We start from the raw sequence: 24310 nt of genomic DNA on the forward strand, positions 1-24310 counted from the left end.
CGCACGGGTTAATGGTGCGTATCGAGTAACAGTGTGTATCGACTAACGGTGCGTATCGAGTAACAACAACGGCCGGTCCCTCGGGACCGGCCGTTGTTGCGTTACCGCCCCGCTCAGGATGCACCGCGCCCGGAGTCGAGCCGAGGCATCCCGCACCCCCTAGCCTTGGTGCATGCAACTCATTGGTCTCACCGGCGGAATCGCCTCGGGAAAATCCGTCGTCGCGGCGCGGTTAGCCGAACGGGGAGCAGTGGTGGTCGACGCCGATAAGCTCGCGCGCGAGGTGGTCGAGCCGGGTACCCCCGCTCTCGCCGCTATCGCGCGGCACTTCGGTCCCCGGGTAATCAGGGGTGACGGTTCTCTCGACCGGGCCGAACTCGGAGCCATCGTCTTCGCGGACGAAACACAGCGAGAGGCACTGAACGCCATCACGCATCCCGCGGTCGGGGCGCGGGCGCGACAGCTCTTTGACGCGGCGGGCCGCGCCGACCCGGAGGCGGTCGTGGTCTACGACGTGCCGCTCCTCGTCGAGTCTGGCGCCGACCGCGCGAGTCAGTTCGACCGCGTTGTGGTGGTCCACGCCGACGCCGAGACCAGGGTCGATCGGCTTGTCCATCTGCGCGGTATGACCGAAGCCGAAGCTCGCTCGCGCGTCGCGGCGCAGGCCACCGACGAGCAACGCCTCGCGATTGCCGACGTCGTGATCGACAGTTCGGGCAGTCTCGAGCAAACCCTCGAGCAGGCCGATGCGTTCTGGCGCACTCTTGCGCAGTACGGCGCGGCCCCTCAGCGGTAGCGGGTCTCACGCAGGGGGCGGCCAGTTCCGCTGCGGGCGCACTCGACCGCGACTGTCGGTGGTGATCCGTAAGCTTGGAGAATGCAACCGACGCGCTCCGTTCGCCCCTTCGAGGTAGTCAGCGAGTACACCCCCAGCGGTGATCAGCCCGCCGCAATCAAGGAGCTTGCACACCGCATCAACGCGGGTGAAACCGACGTGGTACTCCTCGGAGCAACTGGTACAGGCAAGTCGGCGACGACGGCGTGGCTGGTCGAGCAGGTGCAACGCCCCACACTGGTGCTCGCGCACAACAAGACCCTCGCGGCGCAGCTGGCCACGGAGTTTCGTGACTTGATGCCCAACAACGCCGTTGAGTATTTCGTTTCCTACTACGACTACTACCAGCCAGAGGCCTACGTTCCCCAGACCGATACCTTTATCGAGAAAGACAGCTCGGTCAACGCCGAGGTGGAGCGTCTGCGCCACTCGACCACCAACTCTCTGCTAAGCCGACGCGATGTCATCGTGGTATCGACGGTGTCCTGCATTTACGGTCTGGGCGCGGCGGAGGAGTACCTCGAGGCCATGGTCGCGCTTCAGGTGGGGGAGAGCATCCCGCAAGAAACGTTGATCCGCAAGTTCGTCAACATGCAATACCAGCGCAACGACGTCGACTTCTCCCGCGGCAAGTTCCGCGTTCGCGGCGACACCATTGAGATCATCCCGGTCTACGAAGAGAACGCCATTCGTATCGAGATGTTCGGCGACGAGATCGAAGCCATCTATGCGCTTCACCCGTTGACGGGCGAAGTGTTGCGCAAGCTCGACGCCGTCTCCGTCTTTCCGGCGACCCACTACGCGGCCAGCCCAGACACGATGAAGCGCGCGATCGTCACGATCAAAGAAGAGCTCGCGGTGCGGTTAGAAGAACTCGAGCGCCAGGGCAAGCTGCTCGAAGCGCAACGGCTCCGAATGCGCACGACCTTCGACATCGAGATGATGGAGCAGATCGGCTTCTGCAACGGCATCGAGAACTACTCCAGGCACATTGACGGGCGCCGTCCGGGCGAGGCGCCCAACTGCCTCCTCGACTATTTCCCCGAGGATTTTCTCGTGGTCATTGACGAGTCCCACGTCACCGTGCCGCAGATCGGCGCGATGTACGAGGGGGATGCCTCGCGCAAACGCACCCTCGTTGAACACGGTTTCCGGCTCCCGAGTGCGATGGACAACCGGCCGTTAAAATGGGAAGAGTTTCTTACCCGCGTAGGGCAGAAGGTTTTTCTGTCGGCCACGCCGGGCAAGTACGAGATGGGCATCACCGACTCGGTCGTCGAACAAATCATCCGCCCCACCGGCCTCATCGACCCACAGATTGTGGTCAAGCCGTCAAAGGGACAAATCGACGACCTGCTCGAGCAGATTCGGGTTCGGGTCGAAAAAGACGAGCGGGTGCTCGTCACCACCCTGACCAAGAAGATGGCAGAGGAGCTGACTGACTACCTCGGCGAGTCCGGCGTTCGGGTTCGGTACTTGCACTCGGATGTCGATACCCTCCGCCGGGTCGAACTCCTGAGCGAGCTGCGCGCGGGCGTCTACGACGTACTCGTGGGCATCAACCTGCTGCGCGAAGGTCTCGACCTGCCAGAAGTGTCGCTGGTCGCGATTCTCGATGCAGACAAGGAGGGGTTCCTGCGCTCGTCGACCTCCTTGATCCAGACCATTGGGCGGGCTGCGCGAAACGTGTCCGGCGAAGTACACATGTACGCCGACGTTCTCACCGATTCGATGAAGCGCGCTATCGAAGAGACCGATCGGCGACGCGAGAAGCAGGTCGCGTACAACCTGGAGCGCGGGGTCGACCCTCAGCCGCTGCGCAAAAAGATCGCGGACATCACCGACATCCTCCTTCGGGAGGGCGCGGACACCGCGCAGCTTCTCGCCGGCCGCAACGGCAAGAAGAAGTCGCCGACACCCAACCTGCGTCGTGAAGGTCTCGCGGCTGCCGGCGGCAACAGCCTGGAGGCGATCATCGCGGACCTCAACGAGCAGATGCTCGCCGCGGCCGCCGAGCTCAAGTTCGAATTGGCCGCGCGCCTGCGCGACGAAGTGTCCGACCTCAAAAAGGACCTGCGCCAGATGGAGTCCGCAGGCCACCTGAGGTAGCGCGACGCCACCTGAGGTAGCGACGTGCCTGCCGCAGCGGCGGATGGCCGTCGTTCCTGGGGTCAGCGGGACGTGTTGACCTCGGGGGCCAGGAGCCCAGGGAACTCGTGGATGTCAATGAGCGAGTTCACCATGGTTGCCCACGGAAACTTCGCCGCGCGGGCTCGCGCTTCGCTGCGCCGCTCGTCCACACGGCGGGCGAGCACGCGCTGAACTCCGTCGGCGATCGCGCTCCCGTTGGCGGCAGTGAGTTCTCCGGAGCCCTGCACCACGGAAGCGGCGTCGGAGGTTGCGGTTGCTACCACCGGGGTGCCCGCCGCGAGAGCCTCCAGCGCTCCCATCCCGTCGATGCCTCTGTCCCCGCGTCCGGGACTGAGCGCAACGTCCACGTTTGCCAGCAGCACGGCGAGCTGTCGGGCGTCATCAACCCGCTCAGCGACCGTCACGGGCAGCGTCTCCGCTCGGCGGGCAAGTCTGCCGCTGAGCACGCCCTCGCCCGCCAGCACCAGCCGGGCGTCGACCCCGCGACCTAGGAGCACCCCCAGGGCGTCCAGGCTCAGCGCGGGTGCTCCGCGCCGCGTGAGACCGCCCACGTGAACGAGAAGAACCTGGGCGCCTCCGGAGAAACGGTCCCGGGCGGGCTGTGACCAGCGCAGCGGGGAGAACTCTGCGAGGTCAACGCCGGGCGCCACCGCTGTGTGTCGCGAAGGCGGCAGATCGAGAGAGGCGTTACCGGACGGCGTTGGGGAGCCCGAGGCGCCCTGCGGCGGCGCGACAAGGTCAGAGGACAAAACGACCGTCGGAATGTCCCGTTCCCGCGCCCACTCCTCCACCACGCGGCGAGTCAAACGGTCAGATATCTCAATCCGATCCGGCGCAAGCTGGTTGAGGAGATCGAGGATCGCAAATCCGACGGGCACAAACGAGCGGCGTCCGGCAACCGAGGGCAGGCCTGGCAGCGTGATGTGCGTGCCCGTCGGAGTTGCCCGACGGAGTTCCACGGGGCCTGGCCCGACCAGAAAGAACTCGTGGCCCGCGCGCTGGTAACCCGCTCCGAGATGCCGTAACGCCGTCGAGAAGCCGTCTGACGGGGAACGATAGAAACTCGCGACGTGCACAATACGCATCAGGCCATTATGGCTGCGGGTCAAACGACCGCGCACCCTCGTCCTTCCGCCCCCAGCGGAAACGGTCAGGCAATGTCAGAGGCCCTCCGTAGAATTACTAGAGTGTCGATTTCTTCTGTAGAGGGCTCCTCGAAGCTCAGCGTTCAAGGTGCCCGGGTCCACAATCTCAAGAATGTTGATCTTGACATTCCGAGGGATTCCCTCGTGGTGTTCACGGGGCTGTCCGGTTCGGGCAAATCGTCCCTCGCCTTCGACACCATCTTTGCCGAGGGTCAGCGTCGTTACGTCGAGTCGCTTTCCGCCTATGCCCGTCAGTTCCTCGGCCAGGTGGACCGGCCTGACGTTGATTTCATTGAGGGGTTGAGCCCCGCGGTATCCATCGACCAGAAGTCGACCAACCGCAACCCGCGTTCCACAGTGGGAACGATCACCGAGATCTACGACTACATGCGTCTGCTGTGGGCACGGATCGGCATCCCGCACTGCGCTATCTGTGGCGAAGCGATCCAGAAGCAGACGGTGCAGCAGATCGCCGACCAGCTGATGGGGCTCGAGACCGGCATTCGCTACCAGATCGTGAGTCCGGTCGTCTCGCAGAAGAAGGGCGAATTCGTCGACCTGTTCCGCGAGCTTGCCGCAGGCGGATACTCGCGTGCAATCGTCGACGGAAAACAGATTTCCCTGACCGAACCGCCCACGCTCAAGAAGCAGATCAAGCACGATATCTCCGTCGTGGTCGACCGACTCGTGGCGGCGGACGACATTCTTACCCGCTTGACCGACTCACTCGAGACGGCCCTGCGTCTCACCGACGGACTCGTATCCGTGAACTTCGTCGACGAGACGGGTGACGCCGCATGGCGGAATTTCTCCGAGAAGCTGTCGTGTCCTAACGGCCACCCCGTCCAGCTCACCGAGATCGAACCGCGCACATTCTCGTTCAACGCACCCTTCGGGGCCTGCCCCGAGTGTTCCGGTCTGGGCACCCGGATGTCCGTCGACGCCGACCTGTTGATCGGTGACCCCTCGGTGAGCCTCGCCGAGGGAGTCATCCTGCCGTGGGCCAACTCGGGGAAGGGCGTCTTCAGCTACTTCGAGAAGTTGCTCACCGGCCTCTCGCAGGAGATGGACTTCTCGCTGGATACCCCGTGGGGAAAGCTTCCCGAGAAAGTGAAGACCGCGGTACTCAAGGGCAACAACTTCGAGGTCACGGTGAAGTGGAAGAACCGCTTCGGGCGTGAAATGAAATACACCACGGGTTTCGAGGGCGTCATGCCGTACATCGAACGTAAGTTCCTTGAAGCAGAGACCGATGTGCAGCGTCAGCGTTTTTCCAGCTACCTGCGAGAAATCAACTGCCCGGTCTGCGACGGTAAGCGCCTGAAGCCAGAGGTGCTCGCCGTCACCGTCAACGGCCACAGCATCTCCGATATTTGCGAGCTCAGTTTGGTCAACTCACACGCGTTTATGGACGCCCTCACCCTGACCACCCGTGAGGCCCGCATCGCCGCCCAGGTGCTGCGCGAGATCAGGCTCCGCCTGGAGTTCCTGATCGAGGTCGGGTTGAGCTACCTTGACCTCGCGCGTGCCGCAGCCACGCTGAGCGGAGGGGAAGCCCAGCGCATCCGCCTCGCCACCCAGATCGGTTCCGGTCTCACCGGGGTCCTCTACGTCCTCGACGAACCCAGCATCGGCCTGCACCAGCGGGACAACCGCCGCCTCATCGAGACCCTGGTGAAGCTGAAGAACCTGGGTAACACTCTCATCGTGGTGGAACACGACGAGGACACCATCCGCACGGCCGACTGGGTTGTCGACATCGGACCCGGCGCTGGCGAGCACGGCGGCGAGGTCGTCCACTCCGGATCCTACGAGGGTCTGCTCGCGAACACCGCTTCCCTCACGGGCGATTACCTCTCCGGCCGCAAGTCGATCGCGATCCCACCCAAGCGCCGCCCGGTGGATCCCGATCGCCAGGTCGTCGTCGAGGGAGCCAAGGCCAACAACCTGAAGAACGTCACGGCGAGTTTCCCACTCGGCACCCTGACGGCTGTCACGGGGGTGAGCGGTTCGGGCAAATCATCCCTCGTCAACGACATCCTCTACAAGGTGCTCGCAAACGAGCTCAACGGCGCCCGCCAAATCCCCGCCAAACACACGAGGGTCACCGGACTTCAGCACCTCGACAAGGTGGTGCACGTCGACCAGAACCCGATCGGCCGCACGCCGCGCTCGAACCCGGCAACCTACACGGGCGTCTTTGATCGAATTCGAACGCTCTTCTCTGAGACGGCGGAGGCGAAGGCCCGGGGGTACCTGCCCGGACGGTTCAGCTTCAACGTCAAGGGCGGTCGGTGCGAGAACTGCTCGGGTGACGGCACGATCAAAATCGAGATGAACTTCCTCCCTGATGTATATGTGGCCTGTGAGGTGTGCGGGGGAGCGCGGTACAACCGCGAGACCCTCGGTGTGCACTACAAGGGCAAGAACATCGCCGAGGTGCTCGACATGCCGATTAGCGAGGCTGCGGACTTCTTCGAGGCCATCTCGGCCATCAGCAGGTTCCTCAAGACGCTCGTCGACGTGGGGCTTGGATACGTGCGCCTCGGACAGAGCGCGACAACGCTCTCGGGTGGCGAGGCGCAGCGTGTGAAGCTCGCAACCGAACTTCAGAAGCGGTCGATGGGACGCAGCATCTACGTGCTCGACGAACCGACCACGGGCCTGCACTTCGAAGACGTGCGCAAGCTCCTGCTGGTGTTGAACGGACTCGTCGACAAGGGCAACACCGTCATCGTGATCGAACACAACCTCGATGTCATCAAGTCCGCTGACTGGCTCATCGATATCGGCCCCGAGGGTGGCGCCGGCGGCGGAGAAATCCTGGTCACGGGCACCCCGGAAAAGGTCGCCCGGTCGAAGAAAAGCCACACCGCCGGGTTCTTGAAGGAGATCCTCGCCGCCGGGTAATCGCCGTGTGGCGCCCGCGGTCCCCATCGCGGGCGCGCCGACCACCGGATGCGCGAAAGGATCAGGAAGGAACAGACGCGACATGGCCGACACCGTCAGCTACCGGCCGAGCGCCGGAGAGATACCCACCTCGCCGGGCGTTTACCGTTTCCGGGACGACTCGGGCCGCGTGCTCTATGTGGGCAAGGCGAAGAACCTGCGCGCACGGCTGGCAAACTACTTTGCTCCGCTCGCGACGTTGCACGAACGTACCCGGCGAATGGTCCTGGCAGCATCGTCGGTCAGCTGGACCGTGGTGGGAACCGAATTCGAGGCGCTCCAGCTGGAATTCACCTGGATCAAGGAGTTCAACCCGCCGTTCAACGTCCAATTTCGTGACGACAAGTCTTATCCCTATCTGGCCGTGACGCTGCGCGACGAGGTGCCTCGTGTTCTGGTAACCCGCAATCGCAATCTCAAGGGCGCGCGCTACTTCGGGCCGTACACGAAGGTCTGGGCGATCAAGGACACCGTCGACGTGATGCTCAAGGTATTTCCGATGCGCAGCTGCTCGGACGCCACCTACAAGCGTGCCGCACAGACCGGCCGGCCCTGCCTCCTCGGTGACATCGGCAAATGCGCAGCGCCCTGCGTCGGGCGCGTCAGCAAGGAAGAACACAAGTCGATCGCCCTCGATTTCGCTTCGTTCATGGCCGGTAACGATCGAAGCTACACGGCGTCGATCACAAAAAAGATGCAGGGAGCGGCGGCCGAGTTCGACTACGAATCGGCGGCACGGTACCGTGACCAGCTCGGCGCGATGGACACTGCCCTGTCCAAGAGTGCGGTAGTGCTCGCTGACGGCATCGACGCAGACATCTTCGGCATAGCCCACGATGAACTCGCCGCCGCGGTGCAACAGTTCATCGTGCGCGGAGGGCGTATCCGGGGCGTGCGCAGCTGGGTCGTGGACAAAGAACTCGACGTTGATCTGCCCGAGCTGGTCGAGATTGTTCTCCAGAACGCGTACGAGGACGGCATGTTGCCCCCGCGCGAGATCCTTGTACCGGTGCTCCCCGAGGACCACGCAGAGCTGGAGGAGCTCCTCACTGGCGTGCGGGGTGCTGCGCCGGGTCATGCGGGAATCTCCAACGGGCTGGCAGAGATCGACGATGTTGAAGACGGCGATGAGCAGGTGGATGTCTTGTCCGCAGGTCCCTCTGCCGACCGAGGCAATGTCGACCGGCGTGGAAACTTTGTTCCCGGCACTGACGTGCGTGGCGTCGACATCGACGGCCCGCCCCGGCGCAGCGGGGGACGGGTGAGCGTGCGTGTCGCCCAGCGTGGGGATAAGGCGGCGCTGGCGCAGACAGTGGCGACGAACGCGAAGAATGCCCTCATGCTGTACAAAACCCGACGAAGCGGTGATTTCGTCGCGCGGTCGCAGGCCCTCGCGGACATTCAGGAAGCGCTCGGTATGAGCGAGGCTCCGTTGCGAATGGAATGCTACGACGTATCGCACCTCAGCGGGACGAACATTGTCGCCTCGATGGTCGTGTTTGAGGATGGCCTGCCACGCAAAGACCAGTACCGCAGGTTCAGCATCGCTGATTCGACCGACGACACCGAGTCGATCTATCAGACCCTCTCGCGGCGTCTTGCGCACCTCGAACTCGACACGGCGAAGGTCGAGGGCGCACCGGCGGAGCCCGATGCCACAAAGCGACTCGGCACCCCTCCGGAAACGGGGGTCGGGGGAGAGGCTTTGCTGAGCGCGCATGCGGACGTTGGGGTGGTGACGGAACCGGCGCCGCGTCCGCGTTTTGCCTACCGCCCCAATCTGCTAATCGTCGACGGCGGACAGCCCCAGGTCGCGGCCGCACAGAGGGCATTGGATGACGCCGGTGTCACGGGCATTGCCCTGTGCGGCATTGCCAAACGGCTTGAAGAGATCTGGCTGCCCGACTCCGACTTTCCGGTGATCCTGCCGCGCAACAGCGACGCGCTTTTCCTGTTTCAGCGAATCCGCGACGAAGCGCACCGGTTCGCAATCACGTACCAACGGCAGCGGCGCTCGAGTGACATCACGTCTTCGCTTGCCGACATCCCCGGGCTCGGCCCCGCACGCGTTCGCGAGTTGCTGCGACACTTCGGCTCCGTGACTCGGCTGCGGGCCGCGAAGGTCGAGAATATCGCCGAGGTGAAGGGCGTTGGAGAGCGGCTGGCGAATCAGATCTACGAGAGCCTGCGGTCGTAAGCGCATCGGCGTGGCGCCCGATAAACTAGGCCAACCCATCATCATGCGATCGAAGGCCTGAGAATCATATGAGCGCCGAATCCGAACGGCAGGAAATGCTGATCGTCACCGGGATGTCCGGCGCAGGCAGGTCCACCGTCGGCAACGCCCTCGAAGACCTTGGCTGGTACGTCGTCGACAACCTCCCGCCGCAGATGCTGAGGCCCCTGGTTGATCTCGCCGGCCACGCCGGTACTGCTCTTCCCAAGGTTGCGGCGATTGTCGATGTGCGTGGCGGCAAGCTCTTCGCGGACGTCCGCGAAGCAGTGCAGTGGCTTCGCGACAACGCCCGCGTGCGGGTGCTATTTCTCGACGCCACCGATAGTGCGCTCGTGCGACGGTTTGAGCAGGTACGCAGGCCCCACCCCCTGCAGGGCGACGGAACGCTTCTCGACGGCATCGGCGCCGAGCGGGAACGCATGCAGGAACTCCGGGCGGGTAGCGACATCGTCATCGACACATCCGAACTCAACATTCATCAACTCGCCACAACCATCCTCGAGAAATTCGCCGAGGAGGACACGCCCGGGGTGCAGGTCACCATTTTGAGTTTCGGATTCAAGTACGGACTGCCCGCCGATGCCGACATGGTGGCCGACATGCGCTTCCTGCCCAATCCGTTCTGGCTCCCGGAACTGAAGGCCCACACCGGTCTGGATAACGAAGTGAGCGACTACGTGCTCGGTCAGGATGGGGTCGAGGAATTTCTCAACAACTACACCGCAGCGTTGGCGCCAGTGCTGTCCGGCTATCAGCGTGAGAACAAGAGACACGCTACGATCGCCATAGGGTGCACAGGAGGAAAGCATCGATCCGTGGCTGTCGCCGAGAAACTCGGCGCCCTGGTTCGAAGCCTTCCGGGCGTCGCGGTCAGCGTGAAGCACCGTGACCTGGGCCGCGAATAGCCTGCCTCTTCGGCGTTGTTCGATGTGCGCCCTCCCGAGAATTAGAAAAGGAAACACCCTGTGGCTTTAACCAGTGATGTCAAGGACGAACTTTCCAAGGTTGAGGTGAGCAAGACCACCGTACGGGCGGCCGAGCTCGCCACAATCCTGCGGTTCGCGGGCGGGCTGCACATGATCTCCGGGCGCATCGCCGTCGAGGCCGAACTCGACACCGCCGTGCTCGGCCGTCGTGTTCGCAAGGACCTTGCCGAACTCTATGGCGTCCGCAGCGAGATCTCCGTTGTGTCCCCAACGGCACAGCGCCGTACCAGTCACTTCCTCGTGCGAGTGCTGGAGGGTGGCGAGACCCTGGCCCGACAGACCGGCCTGCTTGACGCACGTCGACGCCCGATTCGTGGACTGCCGAACAAGCTGACCACGGGCTCGCGCGAAGAACTCGCCGCGGTATGGCGTGGAGCCTTCCTCGCCCACGGCACACTGACCGACCCGGGTCGCAGCGCAGCCCTGGAGGTAACCTGCCCGGGCAACGAGGCCGCGATGGCTCTCGTCGGTGCCGCCGGTCGTCTCAAGATCCAGGCCAAGGCGCGCGAGGTTCGGGGTGTGCACCGAGTGGTGATTCGAGACGGCGAGGCAATCGGAGCGATGCTCGTCACCATGGGCGCCGTGCACAGCGTGGTCTCGTGGGACGAGATGCGCCAGCGACGCGAGGTGCGCGCGACCGCCAACCGTCTGGTCAACTTCGACGACGCGAACCTCCGCCGCTCTGCCCAGGCCGCGGTGGCGGCCTGCTCCCGCGTGGAGCGAGCGCTGGAGATCCTCGAGGGACAGGTTCCTGAACACCTCCGCTATGCGGGGGAGCTGCGGCTGCGGTTCCGCGACTCGAGCCTGGACGAGCTCGGCCATCATGCGGAGCCCCCCATGACCAAGGATGCCGTCGCCGGCAGGATCCGGCGCCTCCTGGCGATGGCAGACAAACATGCTTCGGACACCGGAATTCCCGGAACGGATGCCAACCTGCCACCCGACCTGGACGACGTCTAACGGGTCTCGTGCTCCGTCTCAGCGATCTGCGGGCACCCGCGCGGTGCCGAGGATTAGACTGAGCGGGTTCCGCCGTGCTTTGAGACGGTGGATCGGGGCCTACCCCTAGGAGAGATAACCATGGCTGAATACACCCTTCCGGACCTCCCTTACGACTATGCAGCACTCGAACCGCGCGTCAGCGGCACGATCATGGAGCTGCACCACGACAAGCGTCACTCGACCTCGGTAATTGGGGCCGACGCTGCTATCGCGTCTCCGGCTGGGGCCCGGCGGCCACGCCAATCCTCGACTACCTGATTGTCAAAGTCGACTACGTCACAGCATTCCGGAACATCGTGAATTGGGAGAACGTGCAGGCGCGGTTCACCGCAGTCCGCGACAATTCAACCGGGCTACTGGTACTGTCGTAAGTGCAATAAACAGGCTTTGGCCGGGACTTTAGTCCCGCGACCAGCCTCAAATACCATCAAAATACAGCGTCGTAAGGCGCCTGAGCACTGGAGATCCATTGACCGTCAAGATCGGTATCAACGGTTTCGGCCGAATCGGCCGCAACTACTTCCGCGCGGCTCTTGCAAAGGGAAGCGACATCGAGATCGTCGCAGTCAACGACCTCACTGACCCTGCTGCCCTTGCTCACCTGCTGAAGTACGACACGGTCAGCGGACGCATCGCGGCAACGGTTGAGGTTGACGGCGACACCATCATCGTCAACGGCAAGCCGATCAAGGTTCTCGCCGAGCGCGATCCGGCCAACCTGCCGTGGGCAGCTCTCGGAGTCGACATCGTTATCGAGTCCACCGGTCGCTTCACCAAGGAAGCCGATGCGCGCAAGCACATCGAAGCCGGCGCGAAGAAGGTTCTCGTTTCCGCACCCGCGACCGGTGACAACGTCGCGACCATCGTGCTCGGCGTCAACAACGAGGCGTACGACGCCGCGATCCACGACGTGATCTCGAACGCATCGTGCACAACCAACTGCCTCGCGCCCGTCGCGAAGGTCTTCATGGAGTCGTTCGGTATCGAGCGTGGATTCATGACCACCGTTCACGCATACACGGCCGACCAGAACCTTCAGGACGGCCCGCACAGCGACCTCCGTCGTGCCCGTGCCGCAGCACAGAACATCATCCCCACCTCGACCGGTGCGGCCAAGGCCCTCGGTCTGGTCATCCCCGAGCTCGCCGGCAAGCTTGATGGATACGCGCTGCGCGTTCCGGTCATCACCGGATCGATCACGGACCTCACGCTCACCCCGTCGAAGCCCGTCACGGTCGCCGAGATCAACGCCGCGTTCAAGGCAGCAGCCGAGGGCCCTCTCAAGGGAATCCTGAAGTACACCGAGGAGCCCATCGTCTCCAGCGACATCGTTGGGGACCCGCACTCCTCGATCTTCGACGCCGGCCTGACCAAGGTCATCGGCGACCAGGTGAAGATCGCTTCCTGGTACGACAACGAGTGGGGATACTCCAACCGCATGGTTGACCTCACCGAGTTCGTCGCAGCGAGCCTGTAGGTCGTAGCCGTGTCGCTTCGCACTCTCGATAGTCTCGGGCAACTCTCCGGCAAGACCGTTCTCGTTCGCTGTGATCTGAACGTTCCGTTGAAAGACGGAGAGATCACGGATGACGGGCGGATTCGCGCCTCGGTGCCCACTCTGAACGCACTGCTCAACGCTGGTGCTCGTGTTGTTGTGGTCTCCCACCTTGGGCGCCCGAAGGGTGAACCGGAAGCCAAATACTCTCTGGCACCGGTCGCCCTTCGCCTGAGCGAGTTGCTCGGCAAGGCTGTCGTTTTTGCGAGCGACACGGTTGGTCCCTCCGCAACTGCGGCGGTGGCCGACCTCGAGCAGAACGGCATCGTTCTGCTGGAAAATCTTCGCTTCAACGCCGCTGAGACCAGCAAGGTGGACGAGGAGCGCGCAGCGTTCGCCGCTTCTCTCGCCGCCTTCGCTGATGCATTTGTCTCCGACGGTTTTGGTGTTGTGCACCGCAAACAGGCGAGCGTGTTTGAGCTTGCCCAGGCGCTCCCCAGCGCTGCCGGGCTCCTTATCGAACAGGAGCTCTCCGTGCTGGAGCGCCTCACCACGAGCCCAGAGGCGCCGTACGCGGTTGTCCTTGGCGGTTCGAAGGTTTCAGACAAGCTCGACGTCATCGGCGCCCTTCTTCCCAAGGTAAACACTTTGCTCGTTGGTGGAGGGATGCTGTTCACATTCCTCGCTGCTCTCGGCCACAAGGTGGGCGCGAGCCTGCTGGAGGCTGACCAGATCGACAACGTGAAGGGCTACCTCGCGGAAGCGGAGAAGCTCGGCATCGAGATCATCCTGCCGACGGACATCGTTGTGGCCTCCAAGTTCGGGGCCGACGCCGAGTTCGTCACGACAGCAGCGGACGCCATCGAAGAAACACCGTTCGGTGCATCGGGCCTCGGCCTCGACATTGGACCAGACAGCGCGGCGCGATTTGCCGAAGTTATCGCCGGGTCAAAAACGGTGTTCTGGAACGGCCCGATGGGTGTGTTCGAGTTGGCGCCCTTCGCTGCGGGAACCAAAGCAGTCGCGGACGCTCTCACCCGTATGGACGGCCTTGGGGTCGTTGGTGGTGGCGATTCCGCCGCCGCAGTTCGTGCACTGGGCTTCAGTGACGATCAGTTTGGTCACATTTCGACCGGCGGCGGTGCGAGCCTTGAGTTCCTCGAGGGCAAGCGACTCCCCGGACTGGAGGTCCTCGGATGGCAAGCGTAACTTCACCCACTGGCGGACGAGTTCCGTTCATCGCCGGCAACTGGAAGATGAACCTCGACCACCTGCAAGCGATCGCCTTCGTGCAGAAGCTCGCCTGGAGCTTGAAAGACGCAACACACGACTACAGCGCGACCGAAGTTGTGGTGTTCCCTCCGTTCACCGACCTTCGCTCGGTGCAGACCCTTATCTCCGCCGACAAGCTGGAGCTGGGCTTCGGGGCGCAGGACGTGTCCGAGCACGAGTCGGGCGCATACACCGGCGAGATTTCCGCGGCCTTCCTGAAGGCGCTGGAGACCCCGTACGTGATCGTTGGTCACTCGGAGCGGCGTACGCTGCACCACGAGACCGATGAGCAGCTGGCCGCCAAGGTCGCCGCCGCAGTGAAGCACGGGATTGTTCCGGTTATTTGCGTGGGCGAAACGGCCGAAGACCTCGAAAAGCATGGTCCCAGCGCGGTACCCGTCGCGCAGCTTCGCGCCGCCCTGGCGCAGGCCGCAGACGCGAAAGACATCGTTGTGGCGTATGAGCCGGTATGGGCCATTGGCTCGGGCCAGGCCGCAACACCGGAGCAAGCTGAACAGGTCGCTGCGCAATTGCGTATCGTGCTCTCCGAGGTTCTCGGCGAGGACGTCGCGCAGGCGACCCGAGTTCTCTACGGCGGGTCGGTCAAAGCCGCGAACATCGCGGGCTTTATGCGTCAACCCAACGTTGACGGCGCACTCGTCGGTGGCGCAAGCCTCGACATCGCCGAGTTCTCCGGCATCGCCCAGTTCCTCAAGCACGTCGGCGTCTAGGCGTCTCACCGAACCAGCCGGGGCGGCGGGTGCATTTCGATGCAGCCGCCGCCTTCGTGCCGACCGGGGTGCGCTGCGCCAGATATACTTCTAAGCGGTCCAGAACCGTTCGAAAGGTAATTCGTGGAAATTCTTCAGGTTGTTCTTCAGGTTGTGCTTGGCGTTACCAGCCTCCTGCTGACCCTGCTCATCCTTCTTCACCGCGGACGCGGTGGCGGCCTGTCGGATATGTTCGGCGGCGGGGTTACCTCAAACTTGGGCGCATCGGGTGTGGCGGAGCGAAACCTCAATCGGATTACGGTTGTACTCGCTCTGGTGTGGATCAGCACGATCGTCATCCTCGGTCTAATCACAAAGTTTGACGCCGGCGCCTAGGCCCTAGCGCGCCAATCCTGCGCTCCGTAGCGTTTGTTTGAGAAACAGCGGTTGTGGGCGCAGGCTGTGACCCGTAACGTGAGTATTAGACAGGCATGATTGCGCGTCGCCTTGAATCAGCGGCAGCATGAGTGCCTGGAGTTCGGTCCGGTTTGACATGGCCAAATCAAACCGGTGGCAGTACACCACAGCAGGCCAAGTAAAGATCTTTGAAAAGGGGAACCGTGGCATCAGGCGGTAGTGCAATTCGTGGTTCGCGCGTGGGCGCGGGGCCAATGGGCGAACAAGATCGCGGCTACCAGGCCGATCGAATCAAAGTCTCGTACTGGGACGAGCTGGGCAACGAAACTATTCGTTACTTCGCCGCGAACTTGCCCGAGGAAGAGATCCCGGACATCATCGACTCCCCGCCGACGGGCCTTCCCGCCGGACGGGACAAGGCGAACCCGCCTTCGGTCGCCAAGTTGGAGCCCTACAAGACCCACCTTGCGTACGTGAAAGAGCGCCGGACCGAGCAGGAAGCTGCGGACCTTCTGGACGAGGCGCTGCAGCAGCTCCGCGCACGCCGCGGCCGCGTCTCAAGCTAATTTCTGTGGACGGCGTTGTGGCCATCAACGCGGTTCTAGACACCAAAAAGCCGGCCGGTTGCGAGATGAACTCGCAACCGGCCGGCTTTTTGTCTGGGCACGACCCGGACGTTGCGTCCTAGGCGTCTTCCCCTGTCCAGAAGAGTCCCGGGGTGGTGAGGTTCTCAGGAACCTCGGCAGCGGCCTCGTTGTCGACGAAGAACAGCGTTCGTTTGCGCCCCTGGGCGCCAGAAGCCGGCACTTCGTGCACGCTGACATCCGCAAGCGTCAGGCCAAGTGCGGACGCCTTGTCCGCGCCGGCCACGACCAGCCAGACCCGCAGCGACGAGTTGATTGCGGGAAGCGTGAGGCTCAGGCGCTCCGGCGGCGGCTTGGGGGAGTTGCGCACCGCGATGACGCTGAGCGTTTCTTCCAGAATTCCGCCCCGGTTGGGGAAAAGCGAAGCGATGTGGCCATCCGGTCCCAACCCGAGGAACGTGATGTCAAAGATCGGCAGCGTCGAGCCCTCTGCGGCGTGGGACGCCAGCTCGGACGCGTACAGCTGCGACGCTTCATTGAGCTCGATACCCTCGCCGGCAGCGGGAAAGGGATGCACACGCTTCTCGTCCAACGCGATGTGGTCAAGTAGCGCGTCACGCGCCTGCTTTTCGTTACGCTCAGCGTCGTCGCGGGGCAGCCAACGCTCGTCGCCCCACCAGACGTTCACCCGCTTCCAGTCCACGCTGTCGCGTGCGCTGGAGTCCCGGATGGCGGCGAGTATCGAAATCCCCATAGTGCCGCCAGTGAGGACCACGGTCGCTTCACCGCGGTCTTCGATCACGTCGATCATCTTTGTGATGAAGCGCGCCGCTACGGACCCGGCGAGTGAAGGCTTGTCGGGGTGGACAAGCACCCGCCGTTCGTTTGTCACAGTAATTAGCTCTGTTCTTCCGTTGTGGTTGGCGCGTTGCCGTCACTCTGGGCGAGTGCGGCGATGCCGTCCAGCTGGCCGAGGCCATGCTGGATGACCTCTCCAAACAAGATGTCTGGGTCGAGTCGGCGAAGCTCCTCTGCCAAGCAGTCTCGCAGGCTCCGCCTCGGAAGGGAAATGTGATGCACAGGTTGACTGGGCTGGATGAGGGTCGCAATATTGGGGATTGTCCGCTCAAGCTCGACCGGTCCGGACGGACGACTCAGATGCACGCTTTCAATCCCGGTGGCGCCCATTGACGGGCTCGAGAGATGCAGATCGACGGGGACCTCGAGCTGCAGCTGCAGCCACGCGGCGAGCAGCGCCGTCGACGGCGAGTCCGCAGCGCCGCTGACGGAAATCGCCGTGATGTTCTCGAACGGAGGCTGGTCGAGCACCGCGGCAAGCTGGGCGCGCCACAGCGTCAAACGAGTCCAGGCGAAGTCGGTGTCGCCGGGCTCATAGGTGTCGATGAGGTGGTTGAGGGCGACCATCGGGTTGGTCGCCGCGGCAGCATCAGTGATGCGACGCTGAGCGATCCGCCCGAGAGCGGATTGCGACGCGACGTTCGGAGCCTCGCCCGGCCACCACGCGACTACAGGCGCGTCTGGCAGCAGCAGGCCGGTCACCAGGCCCTCCTTGTCGCTCGCCGCATCGCCGTAGGCGCGAACAACGATGACCTCGCTCGCTCCGGCGTCGCCGCCAACGCGAATCTGGGCGTCGAGACGAGCCGCGCTGTGGTCATCAGCGTTGCCGCTGGTGGATACCACGATGACGCGCATCGGGTGCTCGCGGGAGGCGTCGTTCGCCGCTTCGATCGCTTCCTCTTCCTCGCCGAGGCGGGTCGAGATGATGAGGGTCAGAACCCGCCCAAGGGCGACGGCTCCGCCCTCTTCGCGGATCTTCACGAGCGCCTTGGTCATGGCGCTTGTAGTGGTGTTGGGTAGATCGACGATCATGGTCGCCTCCAGGTTCTGCCGTCGCGGGCAAGTAGTTCATCGGCAGATGCGGGTCCCCAGGTGCCCGGACGGTACTGCTCCGGCTGGCCCTGGGTTGCCCAGAATTCCTCGATCGGGTCAAGGATCTTCCAGCTGAGTTCGACCTCTTCGTGTCGGGGGAAGAGAGGTGGGTCACCGAGAAGGACGTCGAGGATAAGGCGCTCGTAGGCTTCGGGGCTTGCTTCGGTGAACGCGTGGCCATAACCGAAGTCCATGGTCACGTCCCGCACCTGCATAGTTGCTCCGGGCACTTTCGATCCGAATCTGATCGTCACACCCTCATCAGGCTGCACGCGAATCACCAACGCATTCTGCCCGAGGTCAGAAGTCTGGCTCTCCTCGAAGAGTGCCTGGGGAGCACGCTTGAACACAACTGCGATCTCCGTCACCCGCCGACCGAGACGCTTTCCTGCGCGCAGGTAGAACGGCACTCCGGCCCAACGGCGCGTGCCGATGTCCAGGCGCATCGCGGCGTAGGTCTCCGTGGGGGACTGCGGATCCATGCCGTCCTCGTCGAGGAACCCAATGACGTTCTCGCCGCCCTGCCAGCCGCCCGAGTACTGGCCTCGCGCGGTGGACTTGCTCAGGTCCTTCGGCAGTCGAACTGCAGAAAGCACCTTCTCTTTCTCGGCACGCAGGTCTGCGGCGTCGAACGAGAGAGGCTCTTCCATAGCGGTGAGTGCGAGCAACTGCAGCAGGTGGTTCTGGATTACGTCGCGGGCGGCACCGATGCCGTCGTAGTAACCGGCTCGCCCACCCACACCGATGTCCTCGGCCATCGTGATCTGCACGTGGTCGACGTGATTGGAGTTCCAGATGGGCTCGAACATTTGGTTCGCGAAACGCAACGCCAGAATGTTCTGAACGGTCTCTTTACCCAGGTAGTGGTCGATCCGGAAGACGCTGTCGGGGGGGAATACCGATTCGACGACGGTGTTCAGTTCGCGTGCGGTCTTCAGATCACTACCGAAAGGCTTTTCGATAACTACGCGACGCCACTGGCCGTCCTTCTGCTCCGCAAGGCCGGAGCGGCGGAGCTGCTCGGTGACCAGCGGGAACGACTTGGGCGGGATCGACAGGTAGAACGCATGGTTACCCATCGTTCCGCGGTGTTCGTCGAGTTCTTCGATCGTTGCTTTGAGGCGCGCGAACGCGTCGTCGTCGTCGAACTCTCCCTGCACGAAACGGATGCCGTGGCTGAGCTGAGCCCACACGTCCTCATCGAATGGGGTGCGCGCATACTGCTTGACAGCTTCGTAGACGACCTTCTCGAAATCCTGGTCTTCCCAGTCTCGGCGTGCGAAACCCACGAGCGAGAATCCTGGCGGCAGAAGGCCACGGTTGGCGAGATCGTAGATCGCGGGCATCAGCTTCTTGCGGGACAGGTCGCCCGTAACTCCGAAAATGATGAGCCCGCTCGGGCCAGCGATGCGGTTGAGGCGACGATCGGATGCCAATCGAAGCGGGTTGTATTCAGGTGTGATTTCCACCGGTGACATGCGGTTGCTCCTGGGTGTCGGAATTGGGGTTGTGGGCTCAGCGCACAGCGCGCGCGAGCACAGCTGCGCTCGACACAGAGTCAGTCAAGGTAAGTGTGAGCACCGGGCGGCCGTGCTCGGCGAGCACGCTCGCGTCACCCGCTGCCTGCGACTGGATGAGCTGACCGAAGGTAAATGGTCTGCCCGGTATTTCGAGATCTTCGACCGGAGCCTGCGTGATTTGCAGGAACACGCCGACAGCTGGTCCACCTTTGTGGAACTGGCCGGTGGAGTGAAGGAATCGCGGCCCCCATCCAAAGGTCACGGGCCGGGACAAGCGCGCGGCGATGAGGTCGCGCAATCCCTCCAGCTCCTGATGGTGGAGCCGATTCACGTAGGCCTGGATCGACACATAGCCATCGTCGCCCACCATTGCGAGCAACGCGTCGATGGCACCGTTCAGGTCGGTCGTTCCCGCTACCACGCTGGCTGTTCCGCGAACCTCGACGGAGTCCTGTGCGAACGCAGGCGACGTAGCCTCCGGTCGGCTGTCCAGTAGTGCGCGGGTCGCGACCTTTGCGGACTCGACATCCGGCTGATCAAACGGGTTGATGCCGAGCAAACGGCCAGCGATCGCGGTCGCGTACTCCCAGGTAAGCATCTGCGCACCCAGGGTGCCCGTGATCTCGATTTCGCCATCGGCTACTTCACGGGTGTCGTCGTAGTCGCCCACGAGTCGCACGATCTGGACGTCCGGAAGATTCAACCCGATCTCTGGCGCGTGTCGGCCCAGAACAACGGGCAATATGCCCTTGCCATTCTTACCGGTGGACTCAGCAAGTAATTGCTCGGCCCAGTCTGCAAAGCCGACAATATGGGTGCCGTCTGCGACGATGCCCAGCTTGTTTTTCAAGGGACGAGTACCGGCAATCGCAGCCGCGAGAATCAGCCCGGGGTTGTCGACACTGTCCTGTGCGAGCTCGAGAGAAACAGCTTCGGCTTCGCGCAACAGCGCTGCGATATCGACGCCGGCCAGCCCCGAGGGAACCAGGCCGAAGGCGGTGAGGGCTGAGAAACGTCCTCCCACTGTGGGATCGGCGTTGAAAACGCGATATCCGTCAGCGCGCGCCGACAGATCAAGGGGCGATCCCGGATCAGTCACGACGACGATCCGCTCGATCGGATCGATGCCCACCTCACGGAAGGCCTGCTCGTAGATCCGCTTCTGGCTGTCCGTTTCGACGGTGCCACCAGACTTGGAGGAGATGACGACGGCAGTTGTCTCAAGCCGATCACGCAGAGCCGCGAGGATTTGGCCAGGATCCGTGGAATCCAGAATGGTCAACTCCACACCGTAAGTGCGGGTGATTACCTCTGGGGCGAGCGAAGAGCCGCCCATTCCGCCGAGCACGATGTGATTTACCCCGTCTGCGTGAAGCTTGTCGCGCAGCGCGAGGATGTCCGGAACCAGGGGCGCCGAGACGACGAGAGACTCAATCCAGCCAAGACGCTTGGCGGATTCTTCCTCGGCCTCGGAGCCCCATAGCGACGCGTCGAGACCCGTCAGCCGGCTCGCGACGAGGTCGCTCACCAGCTGCGGGACAACGCGATCAACGGCCTCAGCGGCCGCACCAGATACGGCTATTTTCACTTAGCAGCCTCAAGTGCTGCGGACACGGTGTCCAGCAGCTCGTTCCAGGACACGATGAACTTTTCCACGCCCTCCTTCTCCAGGAGCGCAGTGACGTCGTCGTAGGAGATGCCCTGAGCGGCGATGGCATCCAGGACGGCGTTGGCGGCGGCATAGCTGCCGGTCACACGGTCGCCCTCGATGACTCCGTGGTCGAAGGTCGCCTCAAGCGTCTTCTCCGGCATGGTGTTGACGACATCGGCGACGGCGAGCTCGGTGACGTAGAGGGTGTCGGGCAGCGACGGGTCCTTCACACCGGTAGAGGCCCACAGGGGACGCTGCTTGTTCGCTCCGGCGGCGAGCAGGCCGGCCGCACGCTCGGTGGTGTATGCCTGCTCGAAAACCTCGTAGGCAAGTTGGGCGTTCGCGACGCCCGCCTTGCTCTTCAGCGCTGTGGCCTCATCGGTGCCCACAGCGTCGAGGCGGTTGTTGATTTCGGAGTCAACGCGCGACACGAAGAACGAAGCCACAGAGTGAATCGTCGAGAGGTCGATGCCCGCGGCCTTTGCCTGCTCGAGGCCGGTCAGGTAGGCGTTGATGACGGCGCGGTAGCGCTCGAGGCTGAAGATCAGCGTGACGTTGACGCTGATTCCCGCTCCGATGGTGGCGGTGATGGCTTCAAGGCCCTCAACCGTTGCGGGGATCTTGATCATCGCGTTCGGGCGGTTGACCTTTGCCCACAGGTCTTTCGCCTGCGCGATGGTCGCGGCGGCGTCGTGAGCGAACCCGGGTTCGACCTCGATCGACACGCGTCCGTCGAAGCCAGCGGTCGAGTCGAACACCGGGCGGAAGATGTCTGACGCCGCGGCGACGTCATCGGTGGTGATCTCGAAGACTGCCTCGGTGACCGTCTTGCCTGCTGCGGCGAGTTCGGCGACCTGAGCGTCATACGCTTCGCCCTTGGCGAGGGCCGCGGCGAAGATCGTCGGGTTGGTGGTGATGCCGACGACGTTGCGCTCGGCGATCAGCGTCTGGATTCCGCCGGAGTTGATGCGCTCGCGCGACAGGTCATCAAGCCAAATGCTGACGCCGACCGCGGAAAGGGCGGCGGTGGGGGTGGTTTCGGTGCTCATGGTGTGTATTCTCCTCTGCCGGCGCCTAGTTGGCGGCCAGCGAATCCTTGGCGGCGGCCACTGCGGCCTCGGTGGTGATTCCGAACTCACGGAACAGGGTCTTGTAGTCGGCAGATGCGCCGAAGTGCTCAATCGAGACGCTGCGGCCGGCGGTGCCGACGTAACGGTCCCAGGTCAGCGCGAGTCCGGCCTCGATAGATACGCGGGCTGTGACAGCCGACGGCAGCACCGACTCGCGGTACTCAGCCGTCTGCTCCTCGAACCATTCGAGGCTCGGGGCGGAAACAACGCGCGCGTTGACGCCCTCAGACTTCAATGCCTCACGGGCCTCCACGGCGATCTGGAGCTCGGAGCCGGTCGCGATGAAGATGACATCGGGAGTGCCGTTCGGCGCCTCGGCCAAAACGTACGCGCCCTTGGCGACATGCTTCGCGGCAGCAAACGTCTCGCCGCTGGCGAGGTCCTCACCGCGCTCAAACACCGGAATATTCTGGCGGGTAAGAGCGATACCGGCGGGGCCGTTGCGGCGCTCAAGGATCGTCTTCCACGCCCACGCCGTTTCGTTGGCGTCTCCGGGGCGCACGATGTCGAGTCCCGGAATCGCGCGCAGGGTGGCAAGCTGCTCGATCGGCTGGTGGGTGGGACCATCCTCGCCGAGGGCGACGGAGTCGTGGGTCCACACGTAGATCGCGGGGGCCTTCATGAGGGCCGCGAGACGCACGGCTGGGCGCATGTAATCGCTGAAGATGAGGAAGGTGCCACCAAACGGGCGGGTGTTTCCATGCAGTACGATCCCGTTGAGGATCGCGCCCATCGCGTGCTCGCGAATGCCGAAGTGGAGGACGCGGCCCGCCGGGCTGGACTTCCAGTCATGGGTCGACCACTTCTCGGGTACAAACGAACCGGCACCCTCGATGGTGGTCAGGTTCGACTCGGCGAGGTCGGCGGAGCCGCCCCAGAACTCGGGGATGACGCCCGCAAGAGCGTTGATTACCTTGCCGGACGCCGCTCGGGTTGAGATGTCCTTGCCAGCCGGGAAGACCGGAAGGGCTTCTTCGACACCCTCGGGCAGATCGCCCGTGAGAACGCGGTCGAGAAGAGCCTTCTTGTCCGGGTTCGCGTCGGCCCAAGCGGTGAAGCCTTCGAGCCACTCGGTGTGCTGAGCTTTACCACGCTCAAGGGCCTTGCGGGTGTGAGCGATTACCTCAGGGTCAACCTGGAAGGTCTGCTCGGGGTCGAACCCGAGAACCTCTTTGAGTCCAGCGAGCTCTTCGGCGCCGAGAGCAGAGCCGTGGATCTTGCCCGAGTTCTGCTTCTTGGGCGACGGCCATCCAATGATTGTCTTCAGGATGATGATCGAGGGCTTCGTGGTCTCGGCCTGTGCAGCCTCGATTGCCGCGTTGAGTTCTTCGACATCCTCGACGTACTCGCCGGTCTTCTTCCAGTCAACAGTCAGAACCTGCCAGCCGTAGGACGCGTAGCGCGCTGCAACGTCTTCGGTGAACGCGATGTTGGTGTCATCCTCGATCGAGATCTGGTTCGAGTCGTAGATGGCGATCAGGTTGCCGAGCTCCTGGTGTCCCGCGAGCGACGAAGCCTCGCTGGTGACGCCCTCCTGCAGGTCGCCGTCGCCGGCAATGACGTAAACGAAGTGGTCGAACGGGCTGGTCCCCGCTGCGGCGGTCGGGTCGAACAAGCCACGCTCATAGCGAGCCGCATAAGCGAAACCGACGGCGGAGGCGAGGCCCTGGCCAAGCGGTCCGGTGGTGATCTCCACGCCATCGGTGTGACCGTATTCGGGGTGCCCGGGGGTCTTCGAGCCCCAGGTGCGCAGAGCCTTCAGGTCCTCGATCTCGAGGCCGTAGCCGCCCATGTAGAGCTGGATGTACTGGGTGAGCGAGCTGTGTCCCACCGAAAGAATGAAACGGTCACGCCCGATCCATTCGTTGTCGGCCGGATCACGACGCATGACCTTCTGGAACAAGAGGTACGCAGCGGGCGCGAGGCTCATAGCGGTACCGGGATGCCCGTTACCCACCTTCTCCACGGCATCTGCAGCCAACACGCGAACGGTGTCGACGGCCTTGTTATCAATCGGGTCCCACTGGAGCACTGACACGGAAGAGATGACCTTTCTTCGAGCACGGCAGCACGACGTATTCGCCGGAACCACAGAGCAATGATTCCTGCCAAGGACTTCATCGACACGACCGAAAGCAGCACGATCCCTCTGGAGGCAATCGTGAGGGGTTTGTGGCCAACGGTTGGCAGGCTTTCCAAGTATAGAGAATGAGCAGTCGCGTTGTGCGCTCGCATGACGGTGCGGAACAACGTGTCGTCGGGCCTCATCGCTTAGGA

Annotated in this window: 18 protein-coding genes and 1 pseudogene; 12 read left to right on the forward strand and 7 right to left on the reverse strand. The window is 63.3% G+C overall.

The genetic code is table 11. From position 1 onward, the window contains the following. Positions 1–172: 172 nt before the first annotated feature. Complete coding sequence (gene coaE / locus B0I08_RS02735) at positions 173–796, forward strand: dephospho-CoA kinase (RefSeq protein ID WP_106209540.1); 624 nt, start codon at positions 173–175, stop codon at positions 794–796. Between the two features lie 81 nt (positions 797–877). Next, the gene (gene uvrB, locus B0I08_RS02740) at positions 878–2944 is read left to right on the forward strand and encodes an excinuclease ABC subunit UvrB (RefSeq protein ID WP_106209542.1); all 2067 of its coding nucleotides are present in this window, start codon (positions 878–880) and stop codon (positions 2942–2944) included. 62 nt (positions 2945–3006) lie between these two features. Here the strand turns inward: uvrB and B0I08_RS02745 are convergent, their stop codons facing one another. Continuing rightward, the gene (locus B0I08_RS02745; protein ID WP_106209544.1) at positions 3007–4071 is read right to left on the reverse strand and encodes a glycosyltransferase; all 1065 of its coding nucleotides are present in this window, start codon (positions 4069–4071) and stop codon (positions 3007–3009) included. Between the two features lie 72 nt (positions 4072–4143). On the opposite strand from B0I08_RS02745, the gene uvrA reads away from it, so the two are divergent. From uvrA to B0I08_RS02795, 10 genes and pseudogenes are all read left to right on the forward strand, one after another. After that, positions 4144–7041 carry an excinuclease ABC subunit UvrA gene (gene uvrA, locus B0I08_RS02750; protein ID WP_106209546.1) on the forward strand — a complete coding sequence of 966 codons (2898 nt, stop codon included), beginning with the start codon at positions 4144–4146 and terminating at the stop codon, positions 7039–7041. Between the two features lie 82 nt (positions 7042–7123). Beyond that, complete coding sequence (uvrC, locus tag B0I08_RS17980; protein ID WP_245884463.1) at positions 7124–9277, forward strand: excinuclease ABC subunit UvrC; 2154 nt, start codon at positions 7124–7126, stop codon at positions 9275–9277. Between the two features lie 68 nt (positions 9278–9345). Further along, on the forward strand, positions 9346–10221 hold the full coding sequence (gene rapZ / locus B0I08_RS02760) for an RNase adapter RapZ (protein ID WP_106209547.1): 876 nt from the start codon (positions 9346–9348) through the stop codon (positions 10219–10221). Between the two features lie 60 nt (positions 10222–10281). Continuing rightward, positions 10282–11262 (forward strand): DNA-binding protein WhiA, encoded by a 981-nt coding sequence (whiA, locus tag B0I08_RS02765; RefSeq protein ID WP_106209549.1) that lies wholly within the window; start codon positions 10282–10284, stop codon positions 11260–11262. Between the two features lie 120 nt (positions 11263–11382). Then, a pseudogene (locus B0I08_RS18265) lies at positions 11383–11535 on the forward strand (superoxide dismutase); the annotation flags it as partial. Between the two features lie 238 nt (positions 11536–11773). Further along, positions 11774–12781, forward strand: coding sequence for a type I glyceraldehyde-3-phosphate dehydrogenase (gene gap, locus B0I08_RS02775; RefSeq protein WP_106209553.1), 1008 nt, complete (start codon positions 11774–11776; stop codon positions 12779–12781). A gap of 9 nt (positions 12782–12790) precedes the next feature. Next, positions 12791–14008 carry a phosphoglycerate kinase gene (locus tag B0I08_RS02780; RefSeq protein ID WP_106209554.1) on the forward strand — a complete coding sequence of 406 codons (1218 nt, stop codon included), beginning with the start codon at positions 12791–12793 and terminating at the stop codon, positions 14006–14008. After that, on the forward strand, positions 13996–14802 hold the full coding sequence (gene tpiA / locus B0I08_RS02785; RefSeq protein ID WP_106209556.1) for a triose-phosphate isomerase: 807 nt from the start codon (positions 13996–13998) through the stop codon (positions 14800–14802). Before B0I08_RS02780 ends, tpiA begins: the two co-directional genes overlap by 13 nt. A gap of 123 nt (positions 14803–14925) precedes the next feature. Beyond that, the gene (gene secG / locus B0I08_RS02790; protein WP_106209557.1) at positions 14926–15177 is read left to right on the forward strand and encodes a preprotein translocase subunit SecG; all 252 of its coding nucleotides are present in this window, start codon (positions 14926–14928) and stop codon (positions 15175–15177) included. 224 nt (positions 15178–15401) lie between these two features. Then, positions 15402–15764, forward strand: a complete 363-nt coding sequence (locus B0I08_RS02795; RefSeq protein WP_106209559.1) for an RNA polymerase-binding protein RbpA — start codon at positions 15402–15404, stop codon at positions 15762–15764. Between the two features lie 118 nt (positions 15765–15882). On the opposite strand, the gene pgl is transcribed toward B0I08_RS02795, so the two are convergent. The 6 genes from pgl to tkt are packed head-to-tail and all read right to left on the reverse strand — an operon-like array spanning position 15883 to position 24071. Further along, positions 15883–16674, reverse strand: coding sequence for a 6-phosphogluconolactonase (gene pgl / locus B0I08_RS02800; protein WP_106209561.1), 792 nt, complete (start codon positions 16672–16674; stop codon positions 15883–15885). A 5-nt stretch (positions 16675–16679) separates the two neighbouring features. Beyond that, positions 16680–17672: a glucose-6-phosphate dehydrogenase assembly protein OpcA gene (locus B0I08_RS02805; protein ID WP_106209563.1), complete on the reverse strand. Its 993-nt coding sequence runs from the start codon at positions 17670–17672 to the stop codon at positions 16680–16682. Then, a complete protein-coding gene (zwf, locus tag B0I08_RS02810) occupies positions 17669–19210 on the reverse strand; it encodes a glucose-6-phosphate dehydrogenase (RefSeq protein ID WP_106209565.1) in 1542 nt (513 codons plus the stop codon). The genes B0I08_RS02805 and zwf overlap by 4 nt, the downstream gene beginning before the upstream one ends. A 37-nt stretch (positions 19211–19247) precedes the next feature. After that, positions 19248–20840 (reverse strand): glucose-6-phosphate isomerase, encoded by a 1593-nt coding sequence (locus B0I08_RS02815; protein WP_106209567.1) that lies wholly within the window; start codon positions 20838–20840, stop codon positions 19248–19250. Next, entirely contained in the window at positions 20837–21952 is a 1116-nt protein-coding gene (gene tal / locus B0I08_RS02820; RefSeq protein ID WP_106209569.1) for a transaldolase, read from the reverse strand. The genes B0I08_RS02815 and tal overlap by 4 nt, the downstream gene beginning before the upstream one ends. 25 nt (positions 21953–21977) lie before the next feature. Further along, positions 21978–24071, reverse strand: a complete 2094-nt coding sequence (gene tkt / locus B0I08_RS02825; protein ID WP_106209571.1) for a transketolase — start codon at positions 24069–24071, stop codon at positions 21978–21980. Positions 24072–24310: the final 239 nt, after the last annotated feature.

The organism is Glaciihabitans tibetensis (assembly GCF_003003265.1).
In the GTDB taxonomy this organism is placed as follows: domain Bacteria; phylum Actinomycetota; class Actinomycetes; order Actinomycetales; family Microbacteriaceae; genus Glaciihabitans; species Glaciihabitans tibetensis.

Excerpts from the sequence above, each read along its gene's own strand:
- B0I08_RS02745 (WP_106209544.1), bottom strand. The coding sequence starts at position 4,071 with ATGCGTATTGTGCACGTCGCGAGTTTCTATCGTTCCCCGTCAGACGGC.
- uvrC (WP_245884463.1), top strand. The coding sequence starts at position 7,124 with ATGGCCGACACCGTCAGCTACCGGCCGAGCGCCGGAGAGATACCCACC.
- tpiA (WP_106209556.1), top strand. The coding sequence starts at position 13,996 with ATGGCAAGCGTAACTTCACCCACTGGCGGACGAGTTCCGTTCATCGCC.
- tal (WP_106209569.1), bottom strand. The coding sequence starts at position 21,952 with ATGAGCACCGAAACCACCCCCACCGCCGCCCTTTCCGCGGTCGGCGTC.
- coaE (WP_106209540.1), top strand. The coding sequence starts at position 173 with ATGCAACTCATTGGTCTCACCGGCGGAATCGCCTCGGGAAAATCCGTC.
- zwf (WP_106209565.1), bottom strand. The coding sequence starts at position 19,210 with ATGTCACCGGTGGAAATCACACCTGAATACAACCCGCTTCGATTGGCA.
- uvrA (WP_106209546.1), top strand. The coding sequence starts at position 4,144 with ATGTCAGAGGCCCTCCGTAGAATTACTAGAGTGTCGATTTCTTCTGTA.
- B0I08_RS02805 (WP_106209563.1), bottom strand. The coding sequence starts at position 17,672 with ATGATCGTCGATCTACCCAACACCACTACAAGCGCCATGACCAAGGCG.
- rapZ (WP_106209547.1), top strand. The coding sequence starts at position 9,346 with ATGAGCGCCGAATCCGAACGGCAGGAAATGCTGATCGTCACCGGGATG.
- uvrB (WP_106209542.1), top strand. The coding sequence starts at position 878 with ATGCAACCGACGCGCTCCGTTCGCCCCTTCGAGGTAGTCAGCGAGTAC.